This window comes from Roseateles sp. So40a (assembly GCF_048081605.1).
Taxonomy (GTDB): Bacteria; Pseudomonadota; Gammaproteobacteria; order Burkholderiales; family Burkholderiaceae_C; genus Roseateles.
The window spans coordinates 1,065,461-1,083,557 of the sequence record NZ_CP182288.1 but is presented as its reverse complement, the minus strand read 5'-3'; the positions used below and the strand labels follow the sequence as shown (position 1 = coordinate 1,083,557).

The 18,097-nt window shown below is 68.9% G+C and carries 16 protein-coding genes; 4 read left to right on the top strand and 12 right to left on the bottom strand.

Features of this window, described 5'->3' with window-relative positions; all coding sequences use genetic code 11:
* Nucleotides 1–29 precede the first annotated feature (29 nt).
* Together fahA and ACNI65_RS04960 are read left to right on the top strand one after the other, a co-directional pair.
* Nucleotides 30–1,352, top strand: a complete 1,323-nt coding sequence (gene fahA / locus ACNI65_RS04965) for a fumarylacetoacetase (RefSeq protein WP_416763575.1) — start codon at nt 30–32, stop codon at nt 1,350–1,352.
* 156 nt (nt 1,353–1,508) lie between these two features.
* The gene (locus ACNI65_RS04960) at nt 1,509–2,276 is read left to right on the top strand and encodes a DUF481 domain-containing protein (RefSeq protein WP_416761528.1); all 768 of its coding nucleotides are present in this window, start codon (nt 1,509–1,511) and stop codon (nt 2,274–2,276) included.
* Between the two features lie 18 nt (nt 2,277–2,294).
* On the opposite strand, the gene ACNI65_RS04955 is transcribed toward ACNI65_RS04960, so the two are convergent.
* Complete coding sequence (locus tag ACNI65_RS04955; RefSeq protein ID WP_416761526.1) at nt 2,295–4,313, bottom strand: DUF6600 domain-containing protein; 2,019 nt, start codon at nt 4,311–4,313, stop codon at nt 2,295–2,297.
* A gap of 164 nt (nt 4,314–4,477) precedes the next feature.
* Nucleotides 4,478–5,014, bottom strand: coding sequence for a peptide deformylase (def, locus tag ACNI65_RS04950; protein ID WP_416761525.1), 537 nt, complete (start codon nt 5,012–5,014; stop codon nt 4,478–4,480).
* Nucleotides 5,015–5,134: 120 nt separating this feature from the next.
* Here def and ACNI65_RS04945 point away from each other — a divergent pair, with 120 nt between their 5' ends.
* Nucleotides 5,135–6,145 (top strand): MBL fold metallo-hydrolase, encoded by a 1,011-nt coding sequence (locus ACNI65_RS04945; RefSeq protein WP_416761524.1) that lies wholly within the window; start codon nt 5,135–5,137, stop codon nt 6,143–6,145.
* On the opposite strand, the gene ntrC is transcribed toward ACNI65_RS04945, so the two are convergent.
* The 10 genes from ntrC to ACNI65_RS04895 form a co-directional block, all read right to left on the bottom strand.
* The gene (gene ntrC / locus ACNI65_RS04940; protein WP_416761522.1) at nt 6,129–7,664 is read right to left on the bottom strand and encodes a nitrogen regulation protein NR(I); all 1,536 of its coding nucleotides are present in this window, start codon (nt 7,662–7,664) and stop codon (nt 6,129–6,131) included. The genes ACNI65_RS04945 and ntrC overlap by 17 nt on opposite strands.
* Nucleotides 7,665–7,706: 42 nt before the next feature.
* Entirely contained in the window at nt 7,707–8,801 is a 1,095-nt protein-coding gene (gene glnL / locus ACNI65_RS04935) for a nitrogen regulation protein NR(II) (RefSeq protein ID WP_416761521.1), read from the bottom strand.
* Nucleotides 8,802–8,858: 57 nt separating this feature from the next.
* Nucleotides 8,859–9,347, bottom strand: a complete 489-nt coding sequence (locus ACNI65_RS04930; RefSeq protein WP_416761519.1) for a hypothetical protein — start codon at nt 9,345–9,347, stop codon at nt 8,859–8,861.
* A gap of 273 nt (nt 9,348–9,620) precedes the next feature.
* Nucleotides 9,621–11,039: a type I glutamate--ammonia ligase gene (gene glnA / locus ACNI65_RS04925; RefSeq protein WP_416761518.1), complete on the bottom strand. Its 1,419-nt coding sequence runs from the start codon at nt 11,037–11,039 to the stop codon at nt 9,621–9,623.
* A 242-nt stretch (nt 11,040–11,281) separates the two neighbouring features.
* Nucleotides 11,282–12,076, bottom strand: coding sequence for a competence/damage-inducible protein A (locus ACNI65_RS04920; RefSeq protein ID WP_416761517.1), 795 nt, complete (start codon nt 12,074–12,076; stop codon nt 11,282–11,284).
* Nucleotides 12,077–12,101: 25 nt separating this feature from the next.
* Nucleotides 12,102–13,037, bottom strand: coding sequence for an EI24 domain-containing protein (locus ACNI65_RS04915; RefSeq protein WP_416761516.1), 936 nt, complete (start codon nt 13,035–13,037; stop codon nt 12,102–12,104).
* Complete coding sequence (locus tag ACNI65_RS04910; protein ID WP_416761515.1) at nt 13,037–14,089, bottom strand: sterol desaturase family protein; 1,053 nt, start codon at nt 14,087–14,089, stop codon at nt 13,037–13,039. The genes ACNI65_RS04915 and ACNI65_RS04910 overlap by 1 nt, the downstream gene beginning before the upstream one ends.
* Nucleotides 14,090–14,136: 47 nt before the next feature.
* Nucleotides 14,137–15,030: a polysaccharide deacetylase family protein gene (locus ACNI65_RS04905; protein WP_416763574.1), complete on the bottom strand. Its 894-nt coding sequence runs from the start codon at nt 15,028–15,030 to the stop codon at nt 14,137–14,139.
* Between the two features lie 118 nt (nt 15,031–15,148).
* Entirely contained in the window at nt 15,149–16,168 is a 1,020-nt protein-coding gene (locus ACNI65_RS04900) for a YncE family protein (RefSeq protein ID WP_416761513.1), read from the bottom strand.
* A gap of 223 nt (nt 16,169–16,391) precedes the next feature.
* Complete coding sequence (locus ACNI65_RS04895) at nt 16,392–17,204, bottom strand: TIGR00266 family protein (RefSeq protein WP_416761512.1); 813 nt, start codon at nt 17,202–17,204, stop codon at nt 16,392–16,394.
* Nucleotides 17,205–17,278: 74 nt separating this feature from the next.
* Here ACNI65_RS04895 and ACNI65_RS04890 point away from each other — a divergent pair, with 74 nt between their 5' ends.
* On the top strand, nt 17,279–18,094 hold the full coding sequence (locus tag ACNI65_RS04890) for an IclR family transcriptional regulator domain-containing protein (protein WP_416761510.1): 816 nt from the start codon (nt 17,279–17,281) through the stop codon (nt 18,092–18,094).
* Nucleotides 18,095–18,097: the final 3 nt, after the last annotated feature.

The window sequence follows — 18,097 nt, the reverse complement described above, 5'->3', positions numbered from 1 at the left end:
ACAACGACAACAACGAAAGCACCGTCTCCATGACCACGATCGACCACACCCACGATCCCGCGTTGCGCAGCTGGATCGCCTCCGCCAACGCCGAGGGCACCGACTTCCCGATCCAGAACCTGCCACTGGGCATGGGCCGCGCGGCCGGCTCGACCGGCTCGTTCCGGCCCGTCGCCGCGATCGGCGACCAGGTGCTGGACCTGATCGCCGCGGCCGAGCTCGGCGCGCTGTCCGACGCGCTCGGTGCGGTGCTGCGCACCTGCGAGGGCCACGGCCTGAATCCGCTGATGGCCGTCGGCCCGGCGCTTCGCCGGCAGCTGCGTCATGAGCTCGTCGCCGCGCTCAGCGCCGACGCCGGTCCGAAGCAGGCCGATCAACTCGCCGCGGCGCTCAAGCCGATGGCCGACGTCGAGATGACGCTGCCCTGCCGCATCGGCGACTACACCGACTTCTACGCCGGCATCCATCACGCGACGACGGTGGGCAAGCTCTTTCGCCCGGACAACCCGCTGCTGCCCAACTACAAGTGGGTGCCGATCGGCTATCACGGCCGGGTGTCCTCGATCGGCGTCAGCGGTCAGACCTTCCGCCGCCCGGTGGGCCAGACCAAGGCGCCCGACGCCGAGACGCCCAGCGTCGGTCCGATCAAGCGGCTGGACTATGAACTGGAGGTCGGCGCGCTGGTGGGCACCGGCAACGAGCAGGGCCATCCGATCGCGATCGGCGACGCCGAACAGCATCTCTTCGGGCTGGTGCTGCTCAACGACTGGTCCGCGCGCGACATCCAGGCGTGGGAGTACCAGCCGCTGGGGCCCTTCCTGTCCAAGAGCTTCGCCACGACGATCTCGCCGTGGGTGGTGACGATGGAGGCGCTGGCGCCGTTCCGCCGCGCGTTCACGCGGCCCGACGGCGATCCGCAGCCGCTGCCCTACCTCGACGGCGCGGACAACCGCGCGCAGGGCGCGATCGGCATCCAGCTGGAAGTTCACCTGCAGACGCGCGCGATGCGCGACGCGGGCGAGGCACCGGCCCGGCTGATGCGTTCGGACTTCTCCGACGCGTACTGGACCGTCGCGCAGATGCTGACGCACCACGCCAGCAACGGCTGCAACCTGCAGCCGGGCGATCTCTTCGGCTCGGGCACGATGTCGGGCGCCGCAGCGGACCAGGGCGGCTCGCTGCTGGAACTGACGCAAGGCGGCAAGCAGCCGATCACCTTGCCGGGCGGGGAGCAACGCGTGTTCCTGCAGGACGGCGACAGCGTCGCGCTGGTGGGCCGCTGCAAGGCCGATGGCCGGCGCGCGATCGGCTTCGGACCGTGCTGGGGGACGGTGTTGCCATCTGTTGCGTAATCGCGGCGGGAGCGCGGCGGGAGCGCGGCGTGAGCGCGGCGTGAGCGCGGCCTGAGCCGGGCCTGGCGGCGGCGCGGGCGTGTTGGACGCCCTGCGCACCGCGGGACCGGAGCTTGCCAACGTCCCGGCATGTTCACTTGTCCGAAAGGATCCGACATGCCGCCGACGCGTCTGCTCGCCACCGCGTGCCTCGCTGCACTCCCCCTGCTCCCGCTCTCCGCCTTCGCCCAGGTCACCGTCAAGGACGACGGCCAGTGGCGCGCCCTGTTCACCGCGGGCGCCAGCCTGTCCTCGGGCAACAGCGACTCCACCACGATCAACCTCAGCGGCGAGGCCGTGAAGGCCACGAAGATCGACAAGTGGACGCTGAACGGGCGAGCGCTCTATCTGAAGAATGACGACGACGAGGCCGAACAGCGCTACGCCGTCGGCACGCGTTATCAACGCGACATCACCGACCGCGTCTTCGGTTTCGGCCAGTTCGACGCGCTCAAGGATGAGCCGGCGAATCTGTCGTCGAGGTACTCGGTGGGCGCCGGTGCCGGTTATCACGTCGTCAAGCGCGACGACGTGACCTGGGACGTCTCCGCCGGTCTGGGCTACACGCAGGAACGCTACGTCGTGCCCGCGCTGCAGGACGGCGTGCTGCGCAGCAAGTACGGCAACGCCGAGCTGCTGCTGGCCGAGGAGTCCAACCACAAGATCTCGGACTCGACGACCTTCAAGCAGCGCCTGGCCTACCTGCCCGACCTGCGCAACAGCGGCGAGTTCCGCGCCACCTTCGACAGCGGCGTGTCCGTGGCGATGACCAAGCGGCTGAGCCTCACGGCCACCGTGCAGCACCGCTACGACAGCAACCCGGGTGACGGGCTCAAGAAGAACGACACGCTGCTCATCACAGGCGTGTCGTTCAGGATCGACTGACGGCGATCGCCGTCGCGATCAGCGCTCCTGCTGCCGTCCCGGACCGTCGTTGCGATTGCGCGGCGGCTCCGCGGCGCGCGGGGGTTCCGCGCGAGGAGGCTCCGCGCGCGGCGCGGGCGCCGGACGCGGGGCCTCGATGCGAGGCTGCGGCTGCGGCATCGCGCGCGGGGGCTCCATCCGGGGCTGCTCCATGCGGGGCTGCTCGACGCGCGGTTGCTCGACGCGGGGCATCTCCACACGCGGCGCCTGCGGCGGCGCGGCGCGCACCGGGTCTTGACGCTGCTCGGGACGTGGTCCGTCGCGACGGCCCCAGTCACCGCGATCGCCGCGATCACCGCGCTCGGCGTTCTCCGGATTCCGCTGACGCCAGCTCTCGCGATCGCCCTCGCGGCGCTCCGACGGGCGTTGCGCCTCGCGCTGCGGCACCACGGTGTGCTGGCCCGAATTTGGCTGGACCTGGGGCTGACCCGGCTGCTGACCCTGCGGCTGCGGACGCACCGTCGTGTTGTCGGGTTCCGGCCGGATCGTGCCGCGCGTGGGGCGGCTCTCACCGGGTCGCGCGTCGCCGAATCCATCCGGACGACCGTCGTTGTTGCGGTCGATGAAGGGGCGGCCTTCGTTGCGTCCGTCGTTCGGGCGCACATCGGGCTTGCCGTCGCGGTTGCGGTCGATGAAGGGCAGTCCATCCGGGCGGCCATTGGCCTGACCCGAGGGCCGCGGCGGCCAGGAGCGCTGCGGCTGCAATGCGGTGGCGGGCAGCGGCGCGCTGACGGGCCGTTGCGTGAAGAGCGCGCCGTGCTCGCGTTCATGCCGGTAAACCGGCGGCCGCTGGTTGCCGTTCTGCGGCACCACGGTCACCAGGTGCGGATCCGGATTCACGCGACGCCAGTAGTCCTTGCTGTAGCGGTAGGACGGCGTCCAGGCCTCGCGCGGCGCCAGCGGCACCCAGCCGCCATACCGCGGCGGCGGCGGACGGCGCCCGCCCACGACCACGCCCACCGACACCGACGAGCCCCCGACCCAGCCCACCAGCGCCGGCGCGTAGGCCGGACGGCGCACGTACGGCCCCGGCACCCAGCACCAGCGGTCACGCCAGTAGGCCCAGCGGCCGTAATGGAAGGGCGCGAAGCCCCAGGGCATGTCGTCGACCCAGGTGTAGCCCCAGCGCGCGCTCCACACCCAGCGGCCGTAGCGATACGGCGCCCAGTCGGCCACGACCACCGTGGGGATCCACACCGCGCCGTAGTCGGAGCTCTGCTCCCAGCTGCCGTAGCGGGCCAGGTCCTCCGAGCCGGTCATCTCCGGCGACACGTAGGGCACCGAGGTCCCGCTGCCCACCAGCGGCTGCACCGCGTCGCGGCTGTCCTCGAGCATCAGCCGGGCGAAGCCGTCCTGCTGCAGCGGCTGACGCTCGGTGCGCGGGCCGTTGTCCCACCAGAACTCGGCCTGCTCGTTGGTCGCCAGCCAGACCGGCTGCGCGTCCGTCGCGCGGGAGTCGAAACGCAGCTTGCCCTGCCAGGCCTGGGCCTCGCTGCCGCGATCGAGCTGCGTGACGCGGTACAGGCCTTCGCGCTCGAAGCCGAAGCGGCCTTCCAGCGTGCGCAGCGTCCATTCGTCCGCCGTGTCCTGGCCGCGCACGCGCAGGCCCACGCTGCCCTTGATCACCTGCACGGCGATGCGGTTGTCGGACAGCGCGTTGAACTCGATCTCGCTGCGCTGGTCGATCCACAGCGTCGAGGCGCCGATGGTCACCGTGGCGCCGCTGGCGTCGTCGGCGCGGAGCCGATCGCCCTCGCCCACGGTCTGATTGCGGTGCATCTGCACCCATTCACGCTCATCGGCGTCATACAGCCACACCGTGCCAGCCATGTCAGCCAGGCGCCCGGCGCGCGACGGCGCATCCGCCCGGGCCGCGCCGTGCATCAGCGCGCCCGCCAGCGCGAGCATCAGGAAGGCCATCGCCATGAGCCAGCGTGGCGCCTGCGGGCGCGCCACCGCGCGCGAGGTCGATGTCATCTGGGCAGTCTCGTGGGTCATGGCCTGGAGCCTCCTCCGGGGATACGGCGGTCGGCGGCTTGCGGAGTTCCGCGATCGTCTCTTAACGCCTCGGCGACAACTTGGTGCACGCCTGCTTACAACTTGTCGCCCTGTTGCCGAACCGTCAATCGGACGGTGCACACCAGCCACGTCAATCGTCCGCGTCAATCGTCCGCGTTCGGGTCCATGCCCGGGAACAGGATCTCGGTGAAGCCGAAGCGGCTGAAGTCCTTGATGCGCATCGGGTAGAGCGTGCCCACGAGGTGATCGCACTCGTGCTGCACGACTCGGGCATGGAATCCGTCCGCCTCACGGTCGATCAGGTGCCCGTGGGCATCGAAGCCGCGATAACGAATGCGGCTGAGCCGGGGCACCACGCCGCGCAGGCCGGGCACGGACAGACAGCCTTCCCAGCCCTCCTCGGTCTCATCGGTCAGCGCCTCGATGGTGGGATTGATGAGCACGGTCATCGGCACGGGCGGCGCTTCCGGATAACGCTCGTTGCGCTGAAAGCCGAACACGACGACCTGCAGGTCGACGCCGATCTGCGGCGCGGCGAGTCCGGCGCCATTCGCGGCCTTCATCGTGTCGAACATGTCCTCGAGCAGCGCGCGCAGCTCGGGGGTGTCGAAGTCCTCGACCGGTTGGGCGTGGCGCAGCAGGCGCGGGTCGCCCATCTTGAGGATCTCTCGAACGGCCATGGCGGCTCCTTGTGCGTGGGCGTCGCGCGGATGGCGACGCGGGTCATGCAGGCGACGGCGCGGTGGGGCGCGATCGCGTAATCTGCCGGACATTCTAAGAACCCGACCCGGAGACCGCCCGTGACGCTCACGACCGCCCTGCCCTCGGCCCCGGCATCGCTGCCGGCCTACCTGGAACCGCTCGGACACGGCGTGTACGCCATCGACACCGCGTTCCAGCGCGATCACTTCGACGCAGCCTACCTCGTCGTGGACAGCGGCCGCGCGGCCTTCATCGACACCGGCACGCGCCATGCGCTGCCTCGGCTGCTGGGCGCGCTGGAGGCGCTGGGGCTGGCGCGTGACGCGGTGGACTGGGTGATCCCGACGCACGTCCACCTGGACCATGCGGGCGGTGTCGGCCCGCTGATGGCGGAGCTGCCGGCGGCCACGATGCTGGCGCATCCGCGCGGGTTGCGGCACATGGTCGATCCGTCGGCGCTGTGGGCGGGCGCGCTGGCCGTGTATGGCGAGGAGGAGATGCGCCGCTCGTACGGCGAGCTGGTCGGCGTGCCGGAGTCGCGCGCCGTGGCGAGCACCGACGAGCAGCGCGTGACGGTCGGCGGACGCATGCTGCGGCTGATCGACACGCCGGGGCATGCGCGGCACCACCACTGCCTGTGGGACGAGACGAGCGGCGGCTGGTTCACTGGCGACACCTTCGGGCTGTCGTACCGCGAGTTCGACAATCCCGAGCGCGGCGCGTGGATCATGCCGACCAGCACGCCGGTGCAGTTCGAGCCCGACGCGTTGCGTGCGTCGATCGGCCGGATGATGGCCACGCGCCCGTCGAAGATGTACCTGACGCATTACAGCGTCGTGGGTCGTGACGAGGCCGATGTCGAGCGCCTTGCGGCCTTGCTGATCGCGCAGATCGACGAGATGGAAGCGATCGCGCTGCGGCTGAAGGACGCGCCGGATCGGCATGCGGCGCTCAAGCGCGAATTGCTCGCGCTGTACCAGCGCCGCGTGCACGATCACTGTGGCGATCGCCTGCCCCCGACCCGCGTCGCCGCACTGCTCGCGATGGACGTCGAGCTCAATGCGCAGGGGTTGGGGGTGTGGTTGGACCGCCTCAAGCGTCCAGGTTGAGCTCCTGGATCTTGCGCGTGATGGTGTTGCGACCGATGCCGAGCTTCTGCGCAGCCTCGATCCGGCGGCCACGCGTCAGGTCCAGCGCCGTCAGGATCAGGCTGGCCTCGAATCGACGTGTCAGCACATCCCACACGTTGGGCTCGCCCGCGGCCAGCAGACGTCGCGCCTCGCGCGCCATCTCCGCCACCCACGCGTCCGGCGACGGCGGGATCTGCACCACCGGCAAGGGCATCCCCCCACCCGCCAGCGCCCCCGGCGCGGACCCGGCGCTCGAGCTCGCGCTCAGCCCCGTGGCCAGCGGCACCACGTCCGACGACAGCCCACCGCCCAGGCCTGCGGGCAGACCGCCCGCGTGCGCGCCAGGCGCCGCCAGCAGTTCCTGCGGCAGATCCTTGGCTTCGACCACCAGGCTGGGCGCCATCACGCTCAGCCAGTGGCAGATGTTCTCCAGCTGCCGCACGTTGCCGGGGAAGTCGAAGTTCACCAACCGCTGCAGCGCCGCTTCTGACAGGCGCTTGGGCTCCACGCCCAGCTCGCTGGCGCTGCGCTGCAGGAAATATCGCGCCAGCAGCGGCACGTCCTCGCGGCGCTCGCGCAGCGGCGGCAGCCGCAACCGAATCACGTTCAGCCGATGGAACAGGTCCTCCCGGAACCGGCCATCCTTGACCAGCGTCTCGAGGTTCTGGTGGGTCGCCGCGACCACGCGCACATTGGCCTTCTGCGGACTGTGGCCGCCCACGCGATAGAACTGCCCATCCGAGAGCACACGCAGCAGCCGCGTCTGCAGATCCAACGGCATGTCGCCGATCTCGTCCAGGAACAGTGTGCCGCCCTCGGCCTGCTCGAAGCGGCCACGACGCGTCGCCTGCGCGCCCGTGAACGCGCCGCGCTCATGGCCGAACAGTTCCGACTCCAGCAGGTCCTTGGGAATCGCCGCCGTGTTGATCGCGACGAACGGCCCGTCCGCGCGCGGGCTGTGCTTGTGCAACGCGCGCGCCACCAGCTCCTTGCCCGACCCGGACTCGCCCGTGATCAGCACCGTCACGTGGCTCTGGCTCAGACGGCCGATCGCGCGGAACACGTCCTGCATCGCCGGCGCCTGGCCCAGCATCTCGGGCATCTCGACCTTCTCGGCCTCGCCCACCGCCTCGCGCTGGCTCTCCTCCTGCGCGCGCCGGATCAGCTCCACCGCGCGCGGCAGGTCGAAGGGCTTGGGCAGGTATTCGAACGCCCCGCCCTGGAACGCGCTCACCGCGCTGTCCAGGTCGGAGTAGGCCGTCATGATGATCACCGGCAGCCCCGGCAGCTGCTTCTTCACCGTGCTCAGCAGCTCCAGGCCGGAACCACCCGGCATGCGGATGTCCGACACCAGCACCTGCGGCGTGTCGTCCTCCAGCGCGGCCAGCACCTCGCGGGTCTGGCTGAAGCTGCGCACCGGCAGCCCTTCGCGCGTCAGCGCCTTCTCGAGAACAAAACGGATCGAATGGTCGTCGTCAACAATCCAGATCGACTTCATCTATGGCTCCCCTTTCCCCCGTTGTCGACTTGTGGCCGCGGCTCAGGGCAAAGGCAGGGTGATTCGGAAATCGGTCCGACCCGGCTGGCTGTCGCAATCAATCATCCCCTGGTGCTGTTGGGCGATCGTCTGCGCCAGCGTCAGCCCGAGACCGGAACCGCCATCCCTCCCTGAAACCAGCGGAAAGAAGATGCGGTCCTTGATCTCCTCGGGCACGCCCGGGCCGTTGTCTTCGATATGCAATTCCAATGCCAAGCGCCAGCGTTGCTTGCCGATCGTCACCTGTCGCGCCACCCGCGTGCGCAGCGCGATGAGCGCGTCGCCCGCGCCGATGCGCTCGTGCAGCGCCTGGGCGGCGTTCTGGACGATGTTCAGCACGGCCTGGATCAGCTGCTCGCGGTCGCCGCGGAAGTCCGGCAGCGAGATGTCGTAATCCCGGATCAGCGTCAGCCCGCGCGGGTACTGCGCCAGCACCAGCGAGCGCACCCGCTCGCAGACCTCATGGATGTTGACGTCACCCACCACCTGCGCGCGCCGGTGCGGCGCCAGCAGCCGGTCCACCAGCGACTGCAGCCGGTCGGCCTCGTGGATGATGACCTCGGTGTATTCCTCGAGCTCGCCCCACAGGTCCGTGGGCTGGAGCTCCAGCGCGAGCAGCTGCGCCGCGCCGCGGATGCCGCCCAGCGGGTTCTTGATCTCGTGGGCGAGGTTGCGCGTCAGTTCCTTGATCGAGTGCACCTGGTCCAGGTTGCGCTCCTCGCGGTCCTGGCGCGTCTGCTGCGCGTTCTCGATCAGCTCGATCACCAGCCGCTGCGGATCGTCGGTCTGGCTCACGATCACGTGCACCGGCAGGACGTCGTCATGCGTGCGCGGGCCGCGGCGGATGGTGGCGTCGAAGCGCGAGCTGGAGAACGCGTTGCGGCTGACCTCCTCCAGCGCCTCGACCAGGCGGGCGGTGTCGGTGAACCACTCCAGCAGGTTGCTGCCCTGCACCGCGCGGCGCGGCAGGTTGAACAGGGTCTCGACGGCGGTGTTGGCGAACTCGCACACGCCGTCGGGCCGGACCACCGCCACCAGCGTGGCGAGCAGGTCGAAACACGCGTACTGCGCGTCCAGGGATGCAGGTTTGGGGTTCATCGGGAATCGCCCTCGCCGACGTCGGCGCGCGATCCCCGCCAGGTCCTCGGACCCGCGTCAGTTCGTGGCCGGCGGCAGCTTGGAGAGCTCGCGCTTGATGGCCTGGATGTCGGCTTCCTGCCGCGTGACGGAGGCCTTGAGCTCGGCCGTCCGGTCCAGGTACTTCTGGTAGTTGCGTTCGTCGCCACGCCGCTCGGGCTGGCCGTTGTTGTATTCCTGCTGGATCTTGGCGAGCTTGCCTTCGGCCTCGCGCAGTTCCTGCTCCAGGATGCGGCGGCGATCGTCGTCGCGGACCTTCTGGTCCTTGGGATCGACGCGGTCACTGGGGTTCCCCGCCGTGCTGGGCGCGGGCGTCGTCGTGACGCGCGGCTTGACCGGCGCGATCACCGAGATCGGCGTGCCCTCGATCGAGCGGCAGCCCTTCTCGGCCGCTTCCTTGGGCGACATCGCATCGGTGTACAGCACCGGCGGTCCGGGGCATCGATACACCACGCCCTGCGCTGAGGCCTTGCCCGCCATCGCGGCCGTGGCGATCAGCGCGGCCATCGCCACCCGTCCCCACGTCCGTCCCACCCAAACGTTCCGCAGTGTCATCTGCATTCCCTGCTTCTAACTGACCAGAGTCGTCGGGCATTGTGACGCAATCGGTCAGGCGCCGCCGCGACAGCGCGCACGGCCGCTGTTGCGAGGTGTACGCAGGAGGAACGCCTCGGCCGCTCGCGCAATGAAAAAGGGACGGCGTGAGCCGTCCCCCTGCGCGGTGGCGTGCGTGCGGAGCGGGCCGTGCCGAAGCGGTCATGGCGCTCTCCGCGCTCGCGATCACAGCGAGTAGTACATGTCGAACTCGACCGGGTGAGTCGTCATGCGGAAGCGCTGGACTTCCTGCATCTTCAGCTCGATGTAGGCATCGATGAAGCTGTCGGTGAACACGCCGCCCTTGGTCAGGAACGCGCGGTCCTTGTCCAGGTACTCGAGCGCCTGATCCAGCGAGTGGCAGACGGTCGGGATCTTCGCGTCTTCTTCCGGCGGCAGGTGGTACAGGTCCTTCGTGGCGGCTTCGCCCGGATGGATCTTGTTCTCGACGCCGTCCAGACCGGCCATCAGCAGCGCGGCGAAGGCCAGGTACGGGTTGGCCGAGGGATCCGGGAAGCGCGCCTCGATGCGACGGCCCTTCGGGTTGGCGACGTAGGGGATGCGGATCGAGGCCGAGCGGTTCTTGGCCGAGTAGGCCAGCTTCACCGGGGCTTCGAAGCCGGGCACCAGACGCTTGTACGAGTTCGTGCCGGGGTTGGTGATGGCGTTCAGCGCGCGGGCGTGCTTGATGATGCCGCCGATGTAGTACAGCGCGAAGTCGCTCAGACCGGCGTAGCCGTCACCGGCGAACAGGTTCTTGCCGTCCTTCCAGACCGACTGGTGCACGTGCATGCCCGAGCCGTTGTCGCCGACGATGGGCTTCGGCATGAACGTGGCGGTCTTGCCGTAGGCGTGCGCGACGTTCTGGATGATGTACTTCTGCAGCTGCAGCCAGTCGGCGCGTTGCACCAGCGAGCTGAACTTCGTGCCGATTTCCATCTGGCCGGCGTTCGCGACTTCGTGGTGATGCACTTCGACCGGGATGCCCATCTGTTCCAGGATCAGGCACATCTCCGAGCGCATGTCCTGGCCGCTGTCGACCGGGGGCACCGGGAAGTAGCCGCCCTTGACGGTGGGACGGTAGCCGCTGTTGCCGTGCTCGTATTCCTTGCCGGTGTTCCAGGCGGCTTCTTCCGACTCGATCTTCACGAACGAACCGGACATGTCCACGTTCCAGCGCACGCTGTCGAAGATGAAGAACTCGGGTTCCGGACCGAAGTAGGCGGTGTCGCCCAGGCCCGAGGACTTCAGGTAGGCCTCGGCGCGGCGAGCCAGCGAGCGCGGGTCGCGCTCATAGGCCTTGCCGTCGGTCGGGTCGATCACGTCGCAGGACAGGATCAGGGTCGGCTCTTCGAAGAACGGGTCGATGTTGGCCGTGTTCGGGTCCGGCATCAGCAGCATGTCGGACGCTTCGATGCCCTTCCAGCCGGCGATCGAGGAACCGTCGAAGGCATGGCCTTCCGAGAACTTGTCTTCGTCGAAATGGGAGACGGGCACGGTGACGTGCTGCTCTTTGCCGCGCGTGTCGGTGAAGCGGAAGTCAACGAACTTGACTTCGTGCTCCTTCACCAGGTTCATCACGTCGGCGACGGTCTTGGTGGCCATCAATCACTCCTAGGGGGGCTGGATGAGAAAGAAAGGATCGTGGGGCTTGGGCCCAGCGCGGACGATTTAGCAGTTTGCATGCCAACAGATGGCGGCACGGTGACAGGCAGGCGCCAGACCGGTGCATGACACGCAAGCCCTTGATGCCCAACGCGCCACGCGGGGGCGGCGCATCCGGGTCAGAGAGAACCGCCGTCAGCCCCGTCGAGCCCTCGTCCGGGCGCAAAACCCGAATCGGTGCATCATCGCACCAATTCAGTGCTGATGGCAGCACCAAACTGGACCACGCCCGCGCGCAGGGCGTCGTAGGCCGCGTCCATGGCCGCAGCCTCGCCCTTGACGCCGAGTTCGATGTGCCGGCCCCACTGCGGGTGGTCGACGCTGGGCAGCGAGAAGACCTTGATGCCGGGGAACTCGGATTCAATGCGTTCCATCAGCGGGGTGAGGCTGGCTTCCATCGCGCCCTGCACGATCATCGAGCGCTCGCGGGTGCCGACCTCGCGATGCAGGTCGGCGTGGCGGTGGTCCAGCACCCACTCGATCATCGGATGGGCCATCACCGGGAAGCCGGGGACGAAGTAGGCCTGGCCGATCGAGAAGCCCGGGATCCGGTTGTACGGGTTGGGGATGATGGCCGCGCCCTCGGGGAAGACGCCCATCTCCATGCGGCGCAGCGTGTCGGGATGATCGCGCTCGGGCGTCGTGCCCTGCTCCGCGGCCATCTGCTGCACGCGCTGCCAGATCAGCTCCGCCGCTTCCGGATGCAGCGCCAAGGGTCGCGCCAGCGCCGCGGCCACCGCCTGGCGCGTGTGGTCGTCCGGCGTCGCGCCGATACCACCGCAGCTGAAGAAGAGATCGCCGCGCTCGAAGGCGTCGCGGTATTCGCGGATCAGCAGCTCGCGGTCATCGCCCAGGTACTTCGCCCAGGCGAGCGACAGACCGCGCGCGCTCAACAGCTCGATCACCTTGGCCAGGTGCTTGTCCTGGCGCTTCCCGGACAGGATCTCGTCGCCGATGATGAAGAGGCCGATGTTCATGCGAGGGTCCTGGGCTGAGCGTGGATCAGAGCGGCGACGGCTTGTTCTCGATCGCGGGCGGCAGGCCCGGATCGTCGGCCGACAGCGGCGGCGCGGTCGCGTAGTTGGCGGGCAGCGCGTCCATCACCGGATCGGGGACGCGCTCCGCGGCGGCCTCGACGCGACGCATCTCCTGCAGCGCGGCCAGCGCGTAATGCGCGAACCACAAGGAGCTGAACGCGAAGACCAGCGTGGACAGGAACACGAACACGAGGATGAACAGCGGCGCGAAGACGAAGGCCAGCGCGCCCAGTGCCCAGATGGCCGCGGGCGCGGCGCCGAGGTAGCCGGTCACCAGCCCCAGCACGAGCAGCGGCAGCTTGTGCTCGGCGAGCATGCGGCGGCGTTCGGCGGTCGTGGCGAACTCGGCGAGCACGTCGAAGGTGAACACGCGATAGGACAACCAGCCCAGCACCAGCGGCGGCACGATCAGCGCGATCGGCGGAATGAGCCAGAACGGCAGCGACAGCACCAGCACCGCCAGCGCCACGATCGTGTGGCCCAGGCCCCAGGCGAGCCCGGCCCAGAAGCCGCCGCCCTGCTTGCGGATCAGCGTGGGAAAGCGTCGATGCGCGACCATGTCCGCCATCGACGGCGTCATCATCGTGGCCACCAGCAGCAGGCACAGCACGACCAGCACCGGCGCGGCCATCGCCACCACGACGATCGGCGCGATCACCGTGCGGAAGCCGCTCGCGCCCAGGCCATCCAGCCACTTCAGCAGGCCATCCACCAGGCTCCACGATTCCAGCGTGGCGCGCACGCCCGCGACCGCCGACTCCCAGAAGAAGTAGCCGAGCACGAAGGACATCACGCCCAGCAGGATCAGCGGCAGCAGCGACCACCCGATCACACGCGGGTGCAGGCAGTACGCGGCGGCCCGCCAGAAGGCGTCCATCAGGCGGCCCATCGGCTTGATCATCAGTCGTTCCCTCCGGCCGGCGCTTGTCCGGCGATGTCCATCGACGCGCCGCCGGTCGGCGTCGATCCGCCGCCGGGCGCGGCCGCGATCTTGTCACGTCCCACGAGCCGTTTCAGCCCCAGCCACTGCTGCGCCCAGAAACCCTCGCCGTAGTCGCGCCCACCCTCTTCGGGCAACTGGTCGCGCACGCCGGTCGGATCCCAGCGGTCCTCGAAATTGGCGGTGCGGAACAGCACATCCCAGATCGGGAACATCACCGCGAAGTTGTGCCCGCCCAGCGTGCCGCGGCCGAAGCCCTCGTGGCCGATGCCGATCGAATGGTGCAGCCGATGGAATCTCGGGCTGACCAGCAGGCGCTCGCCGATCGCGCCGAAGCTCAGGCGCAGGTTGGCGTGCTGCAGGTTCTCCAGCAACTGCGAGATCGCCACCAGCGCGACGAACTCGCCGGGGCCCACGCCGATCAGGCGCGCGGTCAGCGCCACGGCGCTGTCGATGATGAGGTCGTCAAGCAGGTGGTTGCGGCTGTCGCTCCACATCGTCATCTGGCGCTGGCTGTGGTGCAGCGCATGCAGCGCCCACCACCAGTTCCACGAGTGCTGCGCGCGATGCAGCCAGTACATCAGCAGGTCGAACGCGACCAGGTACATCGCGAAGCTGACCCAGGCGACGTCGGTCACGCCGGGCCAGATCGCGTCGAGCTGGAAGGTCGGAATGCCCAGCATGCGCATCTCGCCGACCATGCCGTCGAACAGCGGCTCCAGCGAGAAGAACATCACCAGCCGGAACAGGCCCAGCCGCTGGATCAGCGTGTAGAGGATGTCGACGCGGATCGCGCGGCGATCGGTCACCGCCTCGGCCGGGCGCCAACGCTGCAGCGCGCCGATCACGGCCAGCATCACCACGATCTGGATCAGGCCGACGAGCAGCCAGCCGGTGGCGTCGAACGCGTCCTCGAGCAGGTTGCCGAAGCCCAGGTGGAAAACGATCGGTTGGATGACGCTTTCGAACAGCGCCTGCTGCGCCTGTCCGAACAGATCGGTGAACCAGTCCATCACGCTGCGGATCCTCCAACGGTGGCGTGCATCAAGCGCTCAGCGCGTCAGCGCCTCAGCGCGTCCTTCGGGCTTGGCGCGACCGACGCGCCGGACGCGCCCGATGCGCCCGTCGCGCCCGTCGTGGAAGCGGCCCGGGCCACGGCTTCCTGCGGCCGGCGCATCCACGCGACGTACTCCGGATGATCGCGCAACGGCGCGAAGCACATGCCCCGGGATTTCAATCCCTGCAGCAGCGGCTCCAGCACCGTCGGCGCCCAGGGATCCTGGCGCGACCAGATGCCCAGGTGCGCCATCAGGATGTCGCCCGGCTTCACGCGGCGCAGCGCCTGCTCCAGCAGCGCCTGGTTGGGGTAGCGGTCACTGGGCAGCTCGTCGCCGAGGAAGCCCGACGCGCTCCAGCCCACGTGGCGGAAGCCGCAGGCCTGCGCCGCAGCGATCAGCGCCGGCGAGGTGCGTCCGGCCGGCGCGCGGAAGATCATCGACATCGGCCGCCCGGTCATCTCCAGGAAGCGCCGGGCCGGGCGCTTGAGTTCCTCGCAGTACTCGGCCGCGCTGAGCACGACATTCTGCGGGACCTGCTCGCCGGCGGCGCGCTTGAAGCGGAACTTGCCGTCAGGCAGGTCTGCCGACCACGCGTCGTGGTACCAGGTGTGCGAGCCGAAATCATGGCCCTGCTCCGCCAGCTGCTTCCACCAGGGCGCCCACTTGTCGTCGAGCGTCTGCCCGCCATCCATCGTCGGTTCCTGCGCGAGGAAGAAGGTCGCCTTCGCGTCGTAGCGCTTGAGCGTGTCCACGATCAGCGGCGCCACGCCCATGTGGCCGGTGTCGAAGGTCAGGTAGACGGGTTTGTCGCACGGCGCCGCGCCGGGCGCGGCCGTGTTCTGCGGCTGCGCCGGGGCGGTCACGGCCAGGCCCAGCAGCAGGAACGGCGCCAGCATCGGCAACCGGCCTCGGGCATGACGCGAGACGGAGGGGAACTTCACGGGGCGCAGCTTTCAGGTGTCAGGTCGGGAGAGCGGTGATCGGCGGGATCGACGTGATCGGGTGATCGGCCGCTCACTGGCGCGGCATCTGATCCAGCGTCCAGACGCCGTGCGGCGACTTGCCGACCTTGACCTGCTGCAGGATCTGCTTGGTCTGCAGGTCCATCACCGTCAGCTTGCGCGCCCAGCGCGACGTGAACATCAAGGTGCGGCCGTCGGTCAGGATCTCCATGTCGTCGGGACCGCCCGGCGCCTTGAAGGTGTCCACGACGCTGAAGTCCGCCAGCGCGATCTTGCTGATCGTGTTGGCCGCGCGGTTGCTGACCAGCACATGCTTGCGATCGCCCAGCGCGCGGAACGAATGCGCGCCGTCGCCGGTCTCGATGCGCTTGACCAGCTTGGGCTGCGCGGCGCTGACGTCGTAGACCTCGACGCTGCGTTCGCCGGTGAGCGCCACCAGCAGGTACTTGTCGTCCGGCGTCAGGTAGAGATCGGCGGGCAGCTTGCCCACCGGGATCTTCCAGCGCGGCGCCATCGTGTTGAGGTCGATCGCCAGCAGCTCGGAGCTGTCCTGCAGGCTCGCGTAGACCACGCTGCTCTTCGTGTCGATGGACAGGTGGCTGGGGGTCTTGGGCGCCGAGAAGCGCTTGAACAGCGCCAGCGGCTGCGCCGCGTTCTGCGGCTGCCACTTGTAGATGTCGACGTGGTCCAGGCGGTTGCCGGCGAGCACCAGCCACTTCATGTCCGGCGAGAAACGCAGGTGGTACGGATCGGGGATGCCGTGCACGGTGCGCTGCACCTCGGCCGTCACCGGATCCAGGAAGGTCAGCGAGTCGCCCAGCGCGTTGGCCACGACCATCGTCTTGCGGTCGGGCGTCAGGTAGAGGTGGTGCGGCTCCTTGCCGGTCGGGATGCGCTTGACCTGGCGGAAGTCCTTCGGATCGATGACGCTGATGTCGGCGTCCAGCGAGTTCAGCACGAAGATCGGGCTGCCGGTGGTGGCGCGCGCGTCGGGCGCGAGGGTCAAGGCGGACACGGCGATGGCCAGCGGGGCCAGGGCGGCCAGCACGGACCGCGCGAGGGAAGACAGCATGGAGATCCTCAACAGGAGATGCCCGACGAGCCGGGCGGCACGCAGCCCGCAAGTGTAGGCGGGTTCACCCTAGGTCCGAGCGGGAACAGCCCCGTGACTGCCCCGCTCATTGCCCCGCTGATGGCCCCTCTCCCGTTGCATTCGGTTGCGCCAGACTTGCCGCCAGCGTTGCGGCAAGTCTGCGCATCTCGAACTTGTCGGACGGCTTCGCGGCGGTCGCGAGTTACTCGTCGTCGCCGCCGAGCAGCCCACCCAGCAGCCCGCCGGCGGCCACGCCACCCAGCAGGCCACCCTCCTCGCGGGAGCCGCCACGCTGGGGCGCCGCGGCGAACACGCGCGACGCCAGGCGCGAGAACGGCAGGCTCTGCAGCCAGACCTCGCCCGGTCCGGTGAGCTTGGCCAGGAACAGACCCTCGCCGCCGAACAGGGCGGTCTTGATCTTGCCTACGTACTGGATCTCAAAACTCACGCTGGGCGTGTAGGCGACGACGCAGCCGGTATCCACCAGCAGCGTCTGACCCGGCTGGAGCGTACGACGAACCACCGTACCCCCCGCATGCACGAAGGCCAGCCCATCACCATCGAGCTTCTGCATGATGAACCCTTCGCCACCGAAGAAGCCAGTCGACAGGCGCTGCTGGAGCGCGATGCCCAGCGAAACGCCGCGGGCCGCGCACAGGAACGCATCCTTCTGGCAGATGAGCGTGCCGCCGAGCTTGCCCAGCTCCATCGGCAGGATCTTCCCCGGGTACGGGGCCGCGAACGCGACCCGCTGCTTGCCATGACTCTGGTTCGTGTAGACCGTCGTGAACAGCGATTCGCCGGTCACCAGCCGCTTGCCGGCGCCCAGCAACTTTCCAAAGAAGCCGCCCTGGTTGGCGGAACCGTCGCCGAACACCGTGTCCATGCCGATGCCGGCATCCATGAACATCATGCTGCCGGCCTCACCGATCGCAGCTTCGCCGGGGTCGAGCTCGACCTCCACGAACTGCATCTCGGCACCCTTGATCTCATAGTCGACAACGTCCATTGCCATGGTGTTCACCCTCTGTCACATCACAAAGAAACGGGCGCGATGTTAACGTTTCGCGGCCTTTCCAAACTGCGGTCATGACGCCCATGTCTCCTGACGAAAGCGCACCCAACTCCCCCCTGAAGCCCGGCGACAGCTACGTGCAATCCTTCGCGCGCGGCCTGTCGGTGATCCGGACCTTCGACACCCACCACGCTCGCCAGACGCTGACCGAGGTCGCCAAGCGCTGCGGCCTGACCCGCGCCGGCGCGCGGCGCATCCTGCTGACGCTGCAGACGCTGGGCTACGTGCGGTCCGAGGGGCGGATGTTCGAGCTCACCCCCAAGATCCTCGATCTCGGCTTCGCCTACCTGTCCTCGCAGCCGCTGTGGCGTTTCGCCGAGCCGGTGGCGATCCAGCTGGCGACCGACGTGAGGGACTCCGTGTCCATCGCGGTGCTCGACGGCGACGACGTGGTCTTCGTGCTGCGCGCGCCGCTTCGCAAGATCCTGTCCGACCCGATGGGCGTCGGCAGCCGGCTGCCCGCCTGGGCGACGGCCACCGGCCGCGTGCTGCTGGCCTCGCTGCCGGTGGAGGAACGCGAGACCCGCGTGGCTCACGCGCAGCTGGCTCGCCGTGCGAGCAACACAGTGCGCTCGCACGAGGAACTGCGCGCGGCCATCGAGCAGACCCGGCGCCAGCACTGGTGTCTGGTCGACCAGGAACTCGAGGACGGCGTACTCACCATCGCCGCCCCGATCACCGGCCGCGACAACCAGGTGGTCGCCGCGATCAACATCAGCACGCATGCGTCGCGCACCCCGCCGCATGTGCTGCTGGAGCAGTCCCTGCCCAAGCTGCAGGCCGCGGCGCAGAACCTGTCCCAGCTGCTGGTGCTGATGAAGAAGGACTGACCC